Here is a 15,327-nt window from a genome sequence, read left to right on the forward strand (position 1 = left end):
CGCCTGGGGTGGCAGCAGGGTGCCCCGGGCCGGTGTCGCCGCGGGCCGCCGGACCGGCGGGGCCGGGGCCGTACGGGCGCCTTCCGCCGCCGCCCGCGGGGACGAGACCCCGGGTGGACGGCTCCACCATGTCGGCCGCCGCCCGGCGGTCTTCCCCTCGTCCATGTTCTCCCCAGCATCGGCCCGCGTCGCGCTCCGTGCGGACTCGCACCACACGCCACGATTCAACCAGTTCCGCCCCGGTCGGCGAAGCCGGACCGGCCGGGATCCGACGGATGTCGTCCGGTGAGCCGCCGGGGCTCGGCGGGAGGTTCGGACGGACCGCGCGGGCCCCGGACCGGTCAGCGGCCCGGCGGAAGCGTGGGCGCCGGGGTGGCGCCCACCGGAGCGGTGGCCGCGGCCGGGGGAGCCACAGCCATGGGGGTCGCCGCGATGAGCGGCTGCCTGACGGACTCGTGCTGCTCCGGCAGTCCCTCACCGGACGGCGGCCGGTACTGCGTGGGGTGTATCAGCGGAGGGTGCAGGGTGGGCAGCACATCGATCACCGGCACCACCGTCAGCCCGTGGTGCCAGGTGGCGAGGGTGGCGTCCAGCGGGGAAGCCGACAGCACGGGCGGCTGCACCGGCGCCGCGACCGGTCCGCTCGGCGTACCGGCCGGCCCCTTCCCTCTCCCCTCTCGCTCTTCCTGTCTGCCGCCGCCGCGCTCCCCGCCGCGCTCCGCTCCGACGGCCGCCGTGCGCGGCGAGCGGGTGTTCGTACCGCCGTCCCCGCTCGCGGCGACCGTGGAGCCGCCGGTGGCCGCCGAGGTGAGCGCGCCACCGATGGCGAAGGCAGCCAGCGAGACCGCGCCCGCCGCCACGAAGGCGAAACGGCGGCCGCGCGAGGAGGAACGGTCCGCCTCGTGGACGCGGTGGACGCGGAAGCCGCGGTCGGAGGCGAGCACGCCGCCGGCCGGCAGGTACTCGAAGTCCCAGGGGGACGAGGAGGCGGGCGCGGAGGGAGCCGGCGGCCCTCCTCCGTCCAGGCCCCCGGGCAGCCCCTGGAGCCTGGCGAGCAGTCCCTCCGAGGGTGGTGGGGGCGCGGCGTCCGCGAAGACGCTCTTCAGCCTGCGCTGTGCGTCGGCCTCCGCCTTGCAGGTGTGACAGGTCGCCAGGTGCGCCAGGACCCGCTCGCGCGTCTCGTGCCCCAGCTCTCCGTCCACCAGGGCCGCCAGCCGGTCGCCCAGGTGCTGCTCGGCCGGGGTCGGTTCCAGGTCGGGTACGCCGTCGTGTGTGCCGCTCACGCGGGGCCGCCCTCCCCTCCCACGGCACCGGGGAGGGCCCCGGCCAGCTCGCGCTGCTCGGCGCGCGCCCGGGGGGACCGGTGCTTGAGGGCCTTGCGCAGGTGGGAGCGGCCGCGGTGGATGCGGCTGCGGACCGTGCCGAGCTTCACTCCGAGCGTCGCGGCGATCTCCTCGTACGACAGCCCCTCGATGTCGCAGAGCACCACCGCCGCCCGGAACTCCGGGGCGAGGGTGTCCAGCGCCTGCTGGACGTCGGCGTCGAAGTGGGTGTCGTTGAAGTGCTGCTGGGGCGAGGGCTCGCGGCTGGGCAGCCGTTCGGCCGCGTCGTCGCCGAGGGCGTCGAAGCGGATGCGCTGCTTGCGCCGCACCATGTCCAGGAAGAGGTTGGTGGTGATGCGGTGCAGCCAGCCCTCGAAGGTGCCGGGGGTGTAGGTGGACAGCGAGCGGAAGACCCGGACGAAGACCTCCTGGGTCAGGTCCTCGGCGTCGTGCTGGTTCCCGGTGAGGCGGTAGGCGAGGCGGTAGACCCGTGCGCTGTGGGTGCTGACGATCTCCTCCCAGGTGGGAGGCGTCCACGCCGGAGCGTCCGCGTCGGTTGCGAAGGTCGCGGTGGTCGCGGAGTCGGCGGCGTGGTGGTGGTCAGCGGTGTCGTTCACGGATTTCGGCTCGCCGGACGACCTGCGGAAGCGCCTGAGCACTCGCCGGTCACCGGCCGCAGCCGCACCTCCCCTGTCGGCTCTGGTGGTGTCCAGTGGAGTCCCTACCATAGCCACCTCGCCCGTTAGCTCCGGATAAGTTTCTTTGGCCCTCTTGCGGCCCTGTGTCATGTACGTGCCCCCGCCCCTCGCCGCACGGTCCCTGCAGAACCAACGCACGGTCCCATCTGCGGGTTCCCGGCGCCAACGGATACAGTCACGGTTGCGGGCATCACGGGGACAGGAGAGGGCGATTACCGGCAACCGGCAGACGAGCTGGGCGTTCGCCGACGCGTACGGCGCGGAGAACGTCCAGCACGCCGAGCGCTCCGAGCACTCGGCGGCGCTGCGCTGGGCTCACGACCGGGCCCGGGAGACGGGCCTGCGCGCGGTGTCGGACGGCACGGGCGCCGCGCTGCGGCTGCTGGCCGCGGCCGTGGACGCCAAGGCGGTGGCCGAGATCGGCACCGGCACCGGGGTGTCGGGCATCCACCTGCTGCACGGCATGCGGCCCGACGGTGTGCTGACGACCGTGGACACCGAGCCGGAGTGCCAGCAGATCGCCCGCCAGGCGTTCCGCGCCGCGGGCTTCGCGGCCAACCGCGCCCGCTTCATCCCCGGCCGCGCCCTGGACGTTCTGCCCAGGCTCGCCGACGGCGGTTACGACCTGGTCTTCTGCGACGGCGACCGGATGGAGTGCCCGGAGTACCTGGGCGAATCGTTGCGCCTGCTGCGCCCGGGCGGGCTGGTCTGCTTCGAGGGCGTGTTCGCCGACGGCCGCACCGTCGACTCCTCGGCCCAGCCCGCGGAGGTCCTCAGACTCCGCGAGCTGCTGCGCACCGTCCGGGACAGCACCTCGCTGCTGCCCTCGCTGCTGCCGGTGGGCGACGGCCTGCTGTGCGCGGTCAAGCGCCACCGCTGACACGCCGGACGCCACCACCGCCGCGGCCGGGCCACCGGGCCGGCGGCACACCGCCGCCCCCGGAGGCCGTGCTCTTCCGGGGGCGGCGGCGGTGGTGCGTAAAGGCGGTGGTGGCGCCAGAGGTCTTCGAGTGCTCCTCAGCCGCAGGCCTTCTTCAGAGCTTCGCCGAGTGCATCCGCCTCGTCAGGGGTCAGCTCGACGACGAGTCGTCCACCGCCTTCGAGCGGAACGCGCATGATGATGCCCCGCCCCTCCTTGGTCACCTCGAGCGGGCCATCGCCCGTCCGCGGCTTCATGGCCGCCATGCTCGTTCCCCTTCCTGAAACCAGCTGATCTCAGCCGGACAACCCAGGTGTCGCCGGCGTCGAACACATTGCTTCCCGGCCATTATCCCGCATCGCGCGACCTCGTGACCAACATCGGGCCGTATCCCTTGCGCAACGCCCACGCGCAAAACCACCCAATTCGGGGATCGGGCTGCGATACTGCGCCCTTTCTCCCTCTGGAAGGCACCCCTGCCGTTTGACGCAGGTCACATGCGGCTCGTGCGCGGACCGGTGTCGGCCCCCACCGTTCCTTGCCATGCTGGCCCCCATGTCAGACAACGTCGTCTACGAAGTGTCCGGAGGGCTGGCGACCGTCACCCTCAACCGCCCCGACGCCATGAACGCGCTCGACACCGCGCTCAAGGAGGCGCTGCGGGACGCCCTGCGGGAGGCGGCCGGCGACCCGGCGGTACGCGCGGTGCTGCTGACCGGCAGCGGGCGGGCGTTCTGCGTCGGGCAGGACCTCAAGGAGCACGTCGAGGCGTTGCGGCGCAGCGGCGGCGGCGCGCTGGACACCGTGCGGGAGCACTACAACCCGATCACCCTGGCCATCGCGTCCATGCCCAAGCCGGTGGTGGCGGGCGTCAACGGCGTCGCGGCCGGCGCCGGCGCCGGCTTCGCCCTCGCCGCCGACTACCGGGTGGTCGCCGACACCGCCGCCTTCAACACCTCCTTCACCGGGGTGGCGCTCACCGCCGACTCCGGGGTGTCCTGGACCCTGCCGCGCCTGGTCGGCCCGGGCCGCGCCGCCGAACTGCTGCTCTTCCCGCGCAGTGTGAAGGCGACGGAGGCCCTGGAGCTGGGCATCGCCAACCGGGTCGTCCCGGCCGACCGGCTGGCGGCCGAGGCCGAGGACGCGGCGCGGCGGCTCGCCGAGGGGCCGACGGTCGCGTACGCCGCGCTCAAGGAGTCCCTGGTCCACGGTTCCTCGCACTCACTGGCCGAGACCCTGGAGAAGGAGGCCGAACTCCAGGCCCGGGCCGGTGCCTCGGAGGACCACAGGACCGCGGTGGAGGCGTTCGTCGCCAAGGAGAAGCCCGTCTACCGAGGCCGCTGACGTCCCGTCGGAGAGCTTCCCGCGCCCGGGCCCGCCAGGCGCGGACGCGGGAAGCCGGGCGCGGGGCGCCGCGGCTCAGCCGGCGGCGCGCGGGGGGCGGGCGCAGCAGTCCGCCAGGTGGTCGTCGACCAGGCCGCACGCCTGCATCAGGGCGTAGGCCGTGGTGGGGCCGGTGAAGCGGAAACCCCGCTTCTTCAGTGCCTTGGACAGCGCCGTCGACTCCGGTGTGATCGCCGGCACGTCGGCGAGCGTGCGCGGCGCGGGACGGCCGGCCGGATCGGGTGCGTGGGACCACACCAGGGCGTCCAGCTCGCCCGGCCCCCACTCGGCCGCGACCCTCGCGTTGGCGATGGTCGCGTCGATCTTGGCGCGGTTGCGGACGATGCCCGGGTCGGCGAGCAGCCGTTCCCGGTCGGCGTCGGTGAACCGCGCCACCCGGGCGATCCGGAAGCCCTCGAACGCCGCCCGGAAGCCCTCCCGCCTGCGCAGGATGGTCAGCCAGGACAGCCCCGACTGGAACGCCTCCAGGGACAGCCGCTCGAACAGCGCGTCGTCGCCGTGCACCGGGCGGCCCCACTCGGTGTCGTGGTAGACGGTGTAGTCCTCCGCGGACAGACCCCACGGGCAGCGCAGCCGCCCGTCCGGGCCGGGGAGCGCCGCGCCCCCGGCGGTCACCGCGGCTCCTCGCGGTCGCCGGAGGCCGTGCCGGGAGCCGCGCCGGGGCGGCCCCCAAAACCGTCGCCGGGCTTGTCGAACATGCCGGGTCCGCCCAGCGCGGCCGCCTGCGTCCCCGCCAGCGAAGCCTCCAGCTCCGCGATCCGGGCGTCACGCTCGGCCAGTTCGGCACCGAGCCGGTCCAGCACGTCGTCCACCTCCTCCATCCGGTAGCCCCGCACGGCCTGCGGCAGCCGCAGCGCCTCCAGGTCGGAGCGGTTCAGGGGACGGTCCGGCGGCAGCCAGGCGGCGGTCCGGTCGGGCAGGGCGTCGGCGAGTCCGCCCGTCGCGGTGCGGCCCGGCCCGTCACCGCCCCCCACCACGGCCAGCGCGACCGCGGCGACCACCACGACCAACGCGATCAGCAGAAACCAGAACACGCCATCTCCCGGGGTCCGACACGCCAAACGGCAGGTACAGGTCTGCTGCGATCGTGCCATGGCGGGACGGCCGGGGGGCTGCCGGGGACGGCTAGGGTCTGCTGCGGGGCACTGTGCGGTGCCGGGGGACCGCGGGAGGAGAGGACAGCGGATGCTGCGGCTGGGACGGCGCGAGTTCGGCGAGCACGAGACGGTGGTCATGGCCATCGTGAACCGCACGCCGGACTCCTTCTACGACAGGGGCGCCACTTTCCGCGACGGCCCCGCTCTGGACCGGGTCGAGCAGGCGGTCTCGGAGGGCGCCGCCATCATCGACATAGGGGGCGTGAAGGCCGGTCCCGGCGAGGAGGTCTCCGCCGAGGAGGAGGTGCGGCGCACCGCGGGTTTCGTCGCCGAGGTGCGGCGGCGCTGGCCGGACGTGGTGATCAGCGTGGACACCTGGCGGCACGAGGTGGGCGAGGCGGTCTGCGAGGCGGGTGCGGACCTGCTCAACGACGCCTGGGGCGGCGTGGATCCGAAGCTGGCCGGGGTGGCGGCGCGGTACGGCGCCGGGCTGGTGTGCACCCACACCGGCGGTGCCGCGCCGCGCACCCGCCCGCACCGGGTGGCGTACGACGACGTCATGGCCGATGTGCTGCGCCGCACGGTCGCGCTCGCCGAGAGCGCGGTCGCGGCCGGGGTGCGGCGGGACGCGGTGCTGATCGACCCCGGCCACGACTTCGGCAAGAACACCCGCCACTCGCTGGAGGTCACCCGGCGGCTGGAGGAGATGGTCACCACCGGATGGCCGGTGCTGGTGTCGCTGTCCAACAAGGACTTCGTCGGGGAGACCCTGGACCGGCCCGTCAAGGAGCGGCTGACCGGGACCCTGGCCACGACCGCGGTATCCGCCTGGCTGGGCGCACGGGTCTACCGCGTCCACGAGGTGGCCGAGACCCGGCAGGTGCTCGACATGGTGGCCTCCATCGCGGGTCTGCGCCCGCCGGCCGTGGCCCGACGCGGTCTGGCCTGACCGGTTCTCCGGTCCGGCCAGACCGGCACGGACCGTCCCGCGCCGACCGGAACCGGTCAGTCCGGGTCCTCCGGCCGGAACCCGTCCCCCGGCGCGTCCTTGCCGGAGGTCTCCTTGGTGACCAGCGCGATCGCCTCGTCCACGTCGTCGGTGAGGCGGAAGAGCTCCATGTCGTGCGCGCCGATCTTCCCGCTGGGCACGACGGTGGCACGCAGCCAGTCCACCAGTCCCCGCCAGTAGTCCGTGCCGAACAGCACGATCGGGAAGCGGGTGACCTTCCGCGTCTGGACCAGGGTGATCGCCTCGAACAGCTCGTCCATCGTGCCCATGCCGCCCGGCAGGACGACGAAGCCGCTGGCGTACTTCACGAACATCGTCTTGCGCACGAAGAAGTAGCGGAAGTTGACGCCGATGTCGACGTACTGGTTCATCCCCTGCTCGAAGGGCAGCTCGATGCCCAGACCGACCGAGGTGCCGCCCGCCTCCCTGGCGCCCTTGTTGGCCGCCTCCATCGCGCCCGGACCGCCACCGGTGATCACCGCGAAACCGGCCTCCACCAGCGCCCGTCCGATCCGCGTCCCGGCCTCGTACTCGGGTGACCCCTCGGGCGTGCGCGCCGAGCCGAAGACGCTGATGGCGGGGCCGATCTCGGTCAGGGTGCCGAAACCCTCGACGAACTCCGACTGGATGCGCATGACCCGCCACGGATCCTGGTGCAGCCAGTCCGAGGGGCCGGCGCTGTCCAGCAGACGCTGGTCGGTGGTGCTGTGCTGCACCTGGCCGTGGCGGCGCACCACCGGTCCGAGGCGCTGCTCCCGGGGCGCCTCCCCCTGCTCGAACTCCTCCGCGGTGGCCATGCCGTACTCCCTTGTCGACGCCGACGTACAGGCCGCCAGGGTACGCAGGTCCGGGGCACGCGGGGCGGAACTTCCCCGGACGCACCGGCGGCCACCGGATGTCGCGGGGCCCGTACCGCCGGTGCGGGCCCCGCGGATCAGCCGATACCCGGCGGGTCAGGCGGTAAGCCAGGCGCGCAGCCGCTCCTCACAGTGCCCGATCAGCGCGGTCTCCACCCTCTCGTCGCGCTTGTGCGCCAGATTCGGGTCCCCCGGGCCGTAGTTGACGGCGGGCACGCCCAGCGCGCTGAACCGGGAGACGTCGGTCCAGCCGTACTTGGGCCGCACCTCGCCGCCGACCGCCTCGACGAAGGCCGCCGCGGCGGGGTGCGTCAGGCCGGGCCGCGCCGGACCCGAACTGTCCTCCACCTCGAACCGCGCCACACCGCAGTCGGCGAACACCTCCCGGACATGGGCGAGCGCCTCCTGCTCGGTGAGGTCGGGCGCGTAGCGGTAGTTGACGGTCACGGTGCACTCGTCGGGGATGACGTTGCCCGCGACACCGCCGGTGATCCCCACGGCGTTGAGGCCCTCGCGGAACTCCAGTCCGTCGACCACCGGCCGCCTCGGCTCGTAGGCGGCCAGCCGGGCCAGGACCGGCGCGGCGGCGTGGATGGCGTTGGCGCCCTTCCAGCCGCGTGCCGAGTGGGCGCGCTGTCCGGCGGTGTGCAGCCCGACCCGCAGCGTGCCCTGGCAGCCGCCCTCGACCTGCCCCTCGGAGGGCTCCAGCAGCACCGCGAAGTCCCCGGCCAGCCAGTCGGGACGGTCGCTCGCCAGGTGGCCGAGGCCGTTGAGGTGGGCGGCGACCTCCTCGTTGTCGTAGAAGACGAAGGTCAGGTCGCGGTTGGGCTCGGGCACGGTGGCGGCGATCCTGAGCTGGACGGCGACCCCCGCCTTCATGTCGGAGGTGCCGCAGCCCCACAGCACGCCGTCCTCCAGCCGCGAGGGCACGTTGTCCGCGATCGGCACGGTGTCGATGTGCCCGGCCAGGACGACCCGTTCGGCCCGGCCGAGCGAGGTGCGGGCGACGACGTTGTTGCCGTGGCGGTCCACGCGCAGGTGCGGCAGGGTGCGCAGCGCGGTCTCGATCGCGTCCGCGAGCGGTTCCTCCCCGCCGCTGACCGAGGGGACGTCGACGAGGCGCGCGGTCAGCGACGCCGCGTCCAGGCTCAGGTCCAGGACCGGGGCCGGGACCCCCTCGGGTACGGTTCCTGTGATTTCGGGGGCACGCTCCATACGGCCGACCCTACCCGGCGCCCGTCAGTGGGATCCGCGTCACGTCCGGGTCCCGGACACCGCGGGGCCGGTACCTTATGTCGCGTGTCCGAGCGAGCTTCAACTCCACGCCGCGGCAGACTGCCGCGCCTGGCCGCCGCGTGCGTCGTACTGCTCGGACTCGCCGGGTACCTCCTGGTGCGCCACGACCCCGGCGGGTCCGGACCGGCGCGCTGCACCGTGACCGCGGCCGGCGACGAGCCGTACGTCATCGAACCGCAGCAGGCCGCCAACGCCTCGACCATCCAGGCCGTCGCCTCCGCCCGCGGGCTGCCCGAGCGGGCCGTCACCATCGCCCTGGCCACGGCCATGCAGGAGTCGGCGCTGCGCAACATCGACTACGGCGACCGCGACTCCGTCGGCCTCTTCCAGCAGCGGCCCTCCCAGGGCTGGGGTACGGCGGAGCAGATCATGGACCCGGTGTACTCGGCCGGGAAGTTCTACGAGCATCTGGTGGAGATCCCGGGCTACTCCCGGCTGCCCCTGACCGTCGCCGCGCAGCGGGTGCAGCGCAGCGGCTTCCCCGACGCCTACGCCAAGCACGAGTCCAGGGCGGCGCTGCTCACCGCCGCGCTGACCGGCCGCCGGGCCGCCGCCCTGAACTGCGTGCCCGCGAAGGCCGGCCCGAAGGAGAGGGCCGCCGGCGATCCGGTGCGGGTGCGCGAGCGGCTGGTCCGCGAGTTCGGCGCGGACGTCCTGCCGGACGCCCCCGGCATCGACGGCGGCGGCGCCGGGCGCAGCGCTCCCGGCCCGGTGGTCTCCGTCCCCGTCCACACCCCGGCGCGCACCGGCGGGGAGGACGCCGACCGCCGTGGCTGGGAGCTGGCGCACTGGGCCGTGGCCCACTCCCAGGAGCTGGGGATCGGGCGCGTCTCCTACGGGAAGCGGGTCTGGGAGGCCGGGCGGGCCGCCGAGGGCTGGCGCACGGCCGGGGACGACGTCGGCGCCGAGGTCGTCATCGCCACATCGCGCTGATCCTCCGCACCGGTGCCGTGCGGGGGCGCGGCGAGGGCTCCCGCGCCCCCGCGACCGCCGCGCCCCGCCCCGCACCGCCATGTTCCCGCGTCACCGCACGGCGTCTCCCCTGGTCACCCGAACGGGGGATCATGCGCCCCGGCGGCCGAGGTCTCGAAGAGCATCGGCGCGGCCCTCGCCGGACCCCGGTGAAGCCGCGGGAAACCCGTGGCCACACCGGGGTCCGGCACTCTCCGGGGGCCTGCCGGGACCACCCCTCCCGCCGCCTCCCCCGCCACCGGGGGAAGCGGCGCATTGCCAATCCTTTACCCGGACGGCCGCAACCTCCGAGCCCCCCGGCCCGATAGGCACAGCGTCCGGGGGGCGCCGCCCCGGCCGGATGCGCAACGACGCCCTCCGGGCCGACGGCCCGCGGGAAACCTCAACAAGCCTCTTCTCCGTCGAAGGAGCAACATGTCCCTCCCCCTCTCGCGCCGGATCGCACGGACCGCGCTGCTGGTCGCAGCGGGCGCCGCCTCCGCAGTCGGTGCGGCCGGTTCCGCGAACGCCGCCGAACTCCTGCCGCCCGCCAAGAACCTGGGCGGAGTGAGCAACCTGGACGGCGCGAACCTGGGCGACACCATCGACGACACCTCGCGCAGGGCGAGCACCCAGGTGGCCGACACCGGCAGCAAGGCCGTGAAGAAGACCGTGCCGACCGCGGGCAGGACCGTCGGGGCCGCGGGCAAGGCCGCCGTCCCGGCCGCGCAGAAGACCGCCGACGACACGGTGGGGACGGCCGGTTCCCTCCTCGGTGAGACCGCCGGGCCCGCCACCGGCGGCAAGGGCAAGGCGGGCAAGGCCGTGAAGTCCGCCAAGGGCAAGGTGCCGGCCGTCGGCAAGCAGGTGAAGGCCGACTCCCTGACCGAGAGCCTGCCGGCGGCCGACAAGCTGCCGCCGGTCGGGAAGAACCTGCCGCTGCTCTGACGCCGGGAGACGCGCCCATCGCGCAGGGGCGGGGCCCGGGGCCGTACGGTCCCGGGCCCCGCCCGTCTCCCCGCGCCTCACTCGGTCAGGCGCCGCACCGCCTCTCCGACGCGCTCGTCGGTGGCCGTGAGGGCGACCCGCACGAACCGCTCGCCCGCGGGGCCGTAGAAGTCACCGGGCGCCACCAGTACCCCGCGCCGGGCCAGTTCCCCGACCGTGTCCCAGCAGGGCTCGTCGCGCGTGGCCCACAGGTACAGCGACGCCTCGCTGTGCTCGATCCGGAAGCCGCTCGCCTCCAGCGCCGTGCGCAGCGCCGCGCGCCGCGCCGCGTAGCGCTCACGCTGCTCCGCCACATGTGTGTCGTCGCCGAGCGCCGCCACCGTGGCGGCCTGCACCGGGGCGGGCACCATCATCCCGCCGTGTTTGCGCACCCGCAGCAGCTCCGCCAGGATCGCCTCGTCCCCGACCAGGAACGCCGCCCGGTAGCCGGCCAGGTTGGAGCGCTTGGACAGCGAGTGGACGGCGACGACGCCCTCGTGGCCGCCGCCGCAGACGTCCGGGTGGAGGACGGAGACGGGCTCGGCCTCCCAGCCCAGCTCCAGGTAGCACTCGTCGCTGAAGACCAGCACCCCGTGCTCGCGCGCCCAGGCGACGGTGGCCTTCAGCTCCTCCTTGGGCAGCACCCGGCCGGTGGGGTTGGAGGGGGAGTTGAGCCACAGCAGCCGCAGGCCCTCGGGGTCCAGCTCACGCGGCGAGTCGTCGTAGACGACCGGCTCGGCGCCCGCCAGCCGCGCCCCCACCTCGTACGTCGGGTACGCCAGCCGCGGGTACGCCACCTTGTCCCCGGTGGCCGGCCCGCCCCCGATGCCGAGCTGGATCGGCAGCCAGGCCACCAGTTCCTTGGAGCCGACGACCGGCAGGACGTGGGTGTGCGCCAGACCCCGCGCGCCCAGCCGCCGCTCGCTCCAGCCCACGATCGCGTCCCGCAGCCTGGCCGTGCCCCAGACCGTCGGGTAGCCGGGGCTGTCGGCGGCCCCGGCCAGCGCCCGGCGGACCACCTCGGGCACCGGGTCGACGGGGGTGCCCACGGACAGGTCGACGATGCCGCCGGGGTGTTCGGCCGCGGTCTTCTTGTACGGCTCCAGACGGTCCCACGGGAAGACCGGCAGGCGGGAGGACAGGGGTGGCACTTGGCTTCGCTCTCTTTCCTGGAAAAGCCCCGGTCCCGCACGGCGGCGGGGCCGTACGGGACCGGGGTCAGTGCTGCGGGTGGCGCGGGGTCACTCGTCGTGGCTCTGCGGCGGGAGCGCGGCGACGAAGGGGTGGTCGCGCTCGATCAGGCCGAGCTTGCTGGCGCCGCCGGGCGAGCCCAGCTCGTCGAAGAACTCGACGTTGGCCTTGTAGTAGTCCTTCCACTCCTCCGGGACGTCGTCCTCGTAGAAGATCGCCTCGACCGGGCAGACCGGCTCACAGGCCCCGCAGTCGACGCATTCGTCCGGGTGGATGTACAAGGACCGCTGGCCCTCGTAGATGCAGTCGACGGGGCACTCCTCGATGCATGCCTTGTCCTTCAGGTCCACACAAGGCTCCGCGATGACGTAGGTCACGCTGTCGTTCCTCCTCGGTAGGGCGCGGGCAGCCGGTCCGGTTGTGGCTGAGCCGCATGGCGCGCGGGAGCGCGGCGTCGTCGATGCCCGCCCCTAGTATCTCCGTTCCCGGGCATTAGACGAACAGGAGGGGTGGCAACGACCGTGGAGTTCACCATGGGCGGACGACTCGAGCTTCGCATCAGTGCCGACGACGTGGGAAAACGTGTCTCCTTGCGCAGTCTGACCGGATCCGCGCAGGACGGTGCCGCCTTCACCGACACCGTCGGCGTTCTCACATCCTGGAAGGACGGTGTGCTCTCCGTCACACGGCGCGGCGGGCAGAGCGTGGCGATCGAGGAGTCGGCCCTGGTGGCGGGGAAGACCGTGCCCGCCGAACCCGCCCGCCGCCGCGGCCCGGCGGCGGGGGTGCGGGAGCTGGCGGAGGCGGCGGCGCGGGGCTGGCCCGCGGTGGAGACCGCCCGCCTGGGCGGATGGCTGCTGCGCGCCTCCGGCGGCTTCACCGGCCGCGCCAACTCCGTCCTCCCCCTGGGCGACCCCGGCACGGACCTGGACGCCGCCCTGGCCGAGGTCGTGCGCTGGTACGGCGGGCGCGGGCTGCCCGCGCTGGTCCGGATCGCGACGGGCGCGGCCGGGGCCGACGAACTGCTGGCCGACGGTCTGGAGCGGCGCGGCTGGACGGCCGAGCGGTTCGCGGTCCTCTGCACCGGGGCGCTCGCGCCGCTGGCCGACCGCGAGCCGGACGACCGGGTGCGGCTGTCGCGGCGGCCGGACGCCGTCTGGCTGTCCGGTTACGGCCGCGGGACCCCGGACACGGCCGACGACGCGCTGAAGGTACTGGCCGGCGGCCCGTCGGTGTGGTTCGCCACCGTGCCGGGCGACGGCTCCTCCAGCGCCCCGGCGGCCATCGGGCGGTGCGTGGTGGACGGCCGGTGGGCGGGGTTCGCCGCCGTCGAGACCGCCCCGCAGCGGCGGCGCGAGGGACTGGCCACGGCGGTGATGGCCGAGCTGGCCCGCACGGCGCTGGCGGAGGGGGCCTCGGCGGCATACCTCCAGGTCGAGCCGGACAACACCGCCGCACGGGCGATGTACGCCAGGATGGGTTTCACCGACCACCACTCCTACCACTACCGCCGGGCGCCGCGCGGCTGAGCCGGGCAGGGAGGGCCTGATGGAGAGTCCGGACATCGAGGGAGCCGGCTCGGTACGGGAGCGCTTCGCGCGGGCGGCTCGGGCCGAGCGGCCCGACCTGGCGCTGCTGTGCCTGCTGGTCGACGCCGAGGCCGACCCGGCCGTACGCGCGGAGGGCGGCGAAGCCGTGGACGGTCTCGTCGACGCCGCCCAGATCGAGCTGGACCGGCTGACGGGTCTGCTGCCGTACGCGCGCTCACGCACCCCCGCGCAGTGGGCGCACGCCCTGGCCGGGCTGCTCGGCGGGCGCCTCGGCTTCCACGGCACGCCCGCCGACTACCGCCGGCTGGAGTCCTCGCTGCTGGGCGAGGTGCTGAGGCGGCGGCGCGGGCTGCCGATCCTGCTGTCGGTGGTGTGGATGGAGGTCGCGCGCCGGGCGGGCGCGCCGGTGTACGGCGTCGCCCTCCCCGGGCACTTCGTGGTCGGCTTCGGCGACCCCCGCGGCGAGCACGTCCTCGCCGACCCCTTCGCGGGCGGTCTGCCGCTGACCGGGCAGGACGCCGAGCTGCTGGTGGCGGGCACGACGGGGGCCCGGCTGTCGGAGGCGATGCTCCAGCCGCCCGGCCCCCTGGAGATCGTGCTGCGGGTGCTGAACAACATCCGCGCGTGGGCGGCGGCCCGTCCCGAGCACGCCGATGTCCGGCTGTGGGCGGTGGAGCTGTCCCTGCTGCTGCCGCACCATCCGGCCCGGCTGCGCTACGAGCGGGCGCGGCTGCTGGTGGAGCGTGGCGACTTCACCGGCGGCGCGCGGGAGCTGGAGGAGTACGCCGACATGGTCGCCGCGATGGAGCCCAACGCCGCGGCCATGGTGCGCCAGGAGGCGCGGGCGGCCCGCTCCCGGCTCAACTGACGCCGCGCCGGCCGGGGTTCGCCCTGGCCGGCACGGTGCCGCCCGGAGGCCGGGAGCGGGCCGCCCGCGCCTCCGGGCTACCGCGGATCGAGCTCGATGACGCCGATCCGCTTGGCCGGGTCCGTCTGCCGGAGCGCCTCGCGCAGCGCGCCCGCGACGTCCTGGGGGGTGACCGGCGTCCTGGTGCCGTTGCCGCGGGCGATCAGGATGCCGTCGAAGGTGCTGCCGTACAGCTCCTTGAGCACCTTGAGGTCGTAGGTGTCCACGAGCTTGCCGTTCACCGGCTTCATGGAGAGGAACCTCGGCAGCGACCCGGTGGGGCTGAACGGGATCGACCTGTCGCCCGCCCTCACCGTGACCAGTCCGGACATCGCGGGCTCGCCGAACTCCCGGATCGCCCGGTCGATCTCCTCCTGGCCGACCGAGGGCTGCTCGAGGGCGACCGGCAGCTCGACCGCCTCACTCCGGCCGGTGGCGACCTGCGTCCGGTAGGCCTCCTCCAGCAGGCCGGCGCCCTTGTCGACGTCGACCTGCTCGTACGGCTCCCCGGGGACGCCGACGGCCTTGCCGCCGGTGAACTTCACCATCCCGTCCCGCGGCGCGGCGCCGCCGGACGGTTCGGTGAGGTCCTCCAGCGCCGCCGTGAGCTTCTCCTCGTCGACCTTGAAGACCGGCTCGGCCTGCCGGGCACCGCCGAGGAGCGATCCGATGACGGAGACGGGGTTGTAGTCCCGTCCCGAGGCGCCTCGCACGGTGTTCTCGGTGTCCAGCGACAGGCCCGCGACGCTCGGCTTGAGCGTCTTCCGCTCGCCCTCCACCTCGAGGACCAGCGGTGTGCGGGCCCGCTCGCCGAGGGTGGCGTCGAGCTTGTCCATCGCCTCGTCCTTGCCGGTACCGCCGATCTCCACGCCGAGCACGGTGGTGCCGTTGGGCACATCGGCGTGGTCCATCAGCAGACCGGCGCCGTACGCCACGCCGAGCACGCCGAAGGCGGCGACGCCGAGCAGGACCAGCTTGGAGCGGCCCCGCTTGGCGGGGGCCGGCGCGGGTGGCCGGCCGTCGTGCTCCTCGGCCGAGGGCGCGGGCCGGCCGTCGTCACCGTCCGCGGGCACCCGCGGGATGCCGCTGACCAGGGTGTCGCCGGAGACCCTGCCGCCGGCGGGACCGGGGCCCGGAGC

Annotated in this window: 17 protein-coding genes; 7 read left to right on the top strand and 10 right to left on the bottom strand. The window is 74.5% G+C overall.

Features of this window, described 5'->3' with window-relative positions; all coding sequences use genetic code 11:
- Positions 1-341: 341 nt before the first annotated feature.
- Entirely contained in the window at positions 342-1,283 is a 942-nt protein-coding gene (locus AC2CJA_RS13820) for an anti-sigma factor family protein (protein ID WP_484602998.1), read from the bottom strand.
- Positions 1,280-2,050, bottom strand: a complete 771-nt coding sequence (gene sigE / locus AC2CJA_RS13825) for an RNA polymerase sigma factor SigE (protein WP_484602999.1) — start codon at positions 2,048-2,050, stop codon at positions 1,280-1,282. Before sigE ends, AC2CJA_RS13820 begins: the two co-directional genes overlap by 4 nt.
- A gap of 151 nt (positions 2,051-2,201) precedes the next feature.
- Between sigE and AC2CJA_RS13830 the strand changes: the two genes are divergently transcribed.
- On the top strand, positions 2,202-2,900 hold the full coding sequence (locus AC2CJA_RS13830) for an O-methyltransferase (RefSeq protein WP_484603000.1): 699 nt from the start codon (positions 2,202-2,204) through the stop codon (positions 2,898-2,900).
- A gap of 137 nt (positions 2,901-3,037) precedes the next feature.
- Here AC2CJA_RS13830 and AC2CJA_RS13835 read toward each other — a convergent pair whose 3' ends face one another.
- On the bottom strand, positions 3,038-3,205 hold the full coding sequence (locus tag AC2CJA_RS13835; RefSeq protein WP_014137929.1) for a DUF3117 domain-containing protein: 168 nt from the start codon (positions 3,203-3,205) through the stop codon (positions 3,038-3,040).
- A 289-nt stretch (positions 3,206-3,494) separates the two neighbouring features.
- Between AC2CJA_RS13835 and chcB the strand changes: the two genes are divergently transcribed.
- A complete protein-coding gene (chcB, locus tag AC2CJA_RS13840; RefSeq protein WP_484603001.1) occupies positions 3,495-4,283 on the top strand; it encodes a 2-cyclohexenylcarbonyl CoA isomerase in 789 nt (262 codons plus the stop codon).
- Positions 4,284-4,358: 75 nt separating this feature from the next.
- Here chcB and AC2CJA_RS13845 read toward each other — a convergent pair whose 3' ends face one another.
- On the bottom strand, positions 4,359-4,958 hold the full coding sequence (locus tag AC2CJA_RS13845) for a DNA-3-methyladenine glycosylase I (RefSeq protein WP_484603002.1): 600 nt from the start codon (positions 4,956-4,958) through the stop codon (positions 4,359-4,361).
- Positions 4,955-5,377, bottom strand: a complete 423-nt coding sequence (locus tag AC2CJA_RS13850; RefSeq protein ID WP_484603003.1) for a DivIVA domain-containing protein — start codon at positions 5,375-5,377, stop codon at positions 4,955-4,957. The genes AC2CJA_RS13845 and AC2CJA_RS13850 overlap by 4 nt, the downstream gene beginning before the upstream one ends.
- Before the next feature lie 151 nt (positions 5,378-5,528).
- Between AC2CJA_RS13850 and folP the strand changes: the two genes are divergently transcribed.
- Positions 5,529-6,389, top strand: a complete 861-nt coding sequence (gene folP / locus AC2CJA_RS13855; protein WP_484603004.1) for a dihydropteroate synthase — start codon at positions 5,529-5,531, stop codon at positions 6,387-6,389.
- Between the two features lie 56 nt (positions 6,390-6,445).
- Here folP and AC2CJA_RS13860 read toward each other — a convergent pair whose 3' ends face one another.
- Both AC2CJA_RS13860 and dapE read right to left on the bottom strand, forming a co-directional pair.
- Positions 6,446-7,246: an LOG family protein gene (locus AC2CJA_RS13860; RefSeq protein WP_484603005.1), complete on the bottom strand. Its 801-nt coding sequence runs from the start codon at positions 7,244-7,246 to the stop codon at positions 6,446-6,448.
- Between the two features lie 156 nt (positions 7,247-7,402).
- Positions 7,403-8,521 (bottom strand): succinyl-diaminopimelate desuccinylase, encoded by a 1,119-nt coding sequence (dapE, locus tag AC2CJA_RS13865; RefSeq protein ID WP_484603006.1) that lies wholly within the window; start codon positions 8,519-8,521, stop codon positions 7,403-7,405.
- 84 nt (positions 8,522-8,605) lie between these two features.
- On the opposite strand from dapE, the gene AC2CJA_RS13870 reads away from it, so the two are divergent.
- The gene (locus AC2CJA_RS13870) at positions 8,606-9,535 is read left to right on the top strand and encodes a VldE C-terminal domain-containing protein (protein ID WP_484603007.1); all 930 of its coding nucleotides are present in this window, start codon (positions 8,606-8,608) and stop codon (positions 9,533-9,535) included.
- A gap of 453 nt (positions 9,536-9,988) precedes the next feature.
- Positions 9,989-10,501 carry an ATP-binding protein gene (locus AC2CJA_RS13875; protein WP_484603008.1) on the top strand — a complete coding sequence of 171 codons (513 nt, stop codon included), beginning with the start codon at positions 9,989-9,991 and terminating at the stop codon, positions 10,499-10,501.
- 77 nt (positions 10,502-10,578) lie between these two features.
- Here AC2CJA_RS13875 and dapC read toward each other — a convergent pair whose 3' ends face one another.
- Together dapC and fdxA are read right to left on the bottom strand one after the other, a co-directional pair.
- Positions 10,579-11,691 carry a succinyldiaminopimelate transaminase gene (gene dapC / locus AC2CJA_RS13880; RefSeq protein WP_484603009.1) on the bottom strand — a complete coding sequence of 371 codons (1,113 nt, stop codon included), beginning with the start codon at positions 11,689-11,691 and terminating at the stop codon, positions 10,579-10,581.
- Between the two features lie 90 nt (positions 11,692-11,781).
- The gene (fdxA, locus tag AC2CJA_RS13885) at positions 11,782-12,108 is read right to left on the bottom strand and encodes a ferredoxin (protein ID WP_071372957.1); all 327 of its coding nucleotides are present in this window, start codon (positions 12,106-12,108) and stop codon (positions 11,782-11,784) included.
- A 144-nt stretch (positions 12,109-12,252) separates the two neighbouring features.
- Here fdxA and AC2CJA_RS13890 point away from each other — a divergent pair, with 144 nt between their 5' ends.
- A complete protein-coding gene (locus tag AC2CJA_RS13890; protein ID WP_484603012.1) occupies positions 12,253-13,260 on the top strand; it encodes a GNAT family N-acetyltransferase in 1,008 nt (335 codons plus the stop codon).
- A 19-nt stretch (positions 13,261-13,279) separates the two neighbouring features.
- A complete protein-coding gene (locus tag AC2CJA_RS13895) occupies positions 13,280-14,149 on the top strand; it encodes a transglutaminase family protein (RefSeq protein ID WP_484603010.1) in 870 nt (289 codons plus the stop codon).
- Positions 14,150-14,226: 77 nt separating this feature from the next.
- Here AC2CJA_RS13895 and AC2CJA_RS13900 read toward each other — a convergent pair.
- Positions 14,227-15,327 (bottom strand): peptidoglycan binding domain-containing protein (locus tag AC2CJA_RS13900; RefSeq protein WP_484603011.1); only part of this gene is annotated, 1,101 nt, incomplete at its 5' end.

The organism is Streptomyces sp. ATLC9, from assembly GCF_057196705.1.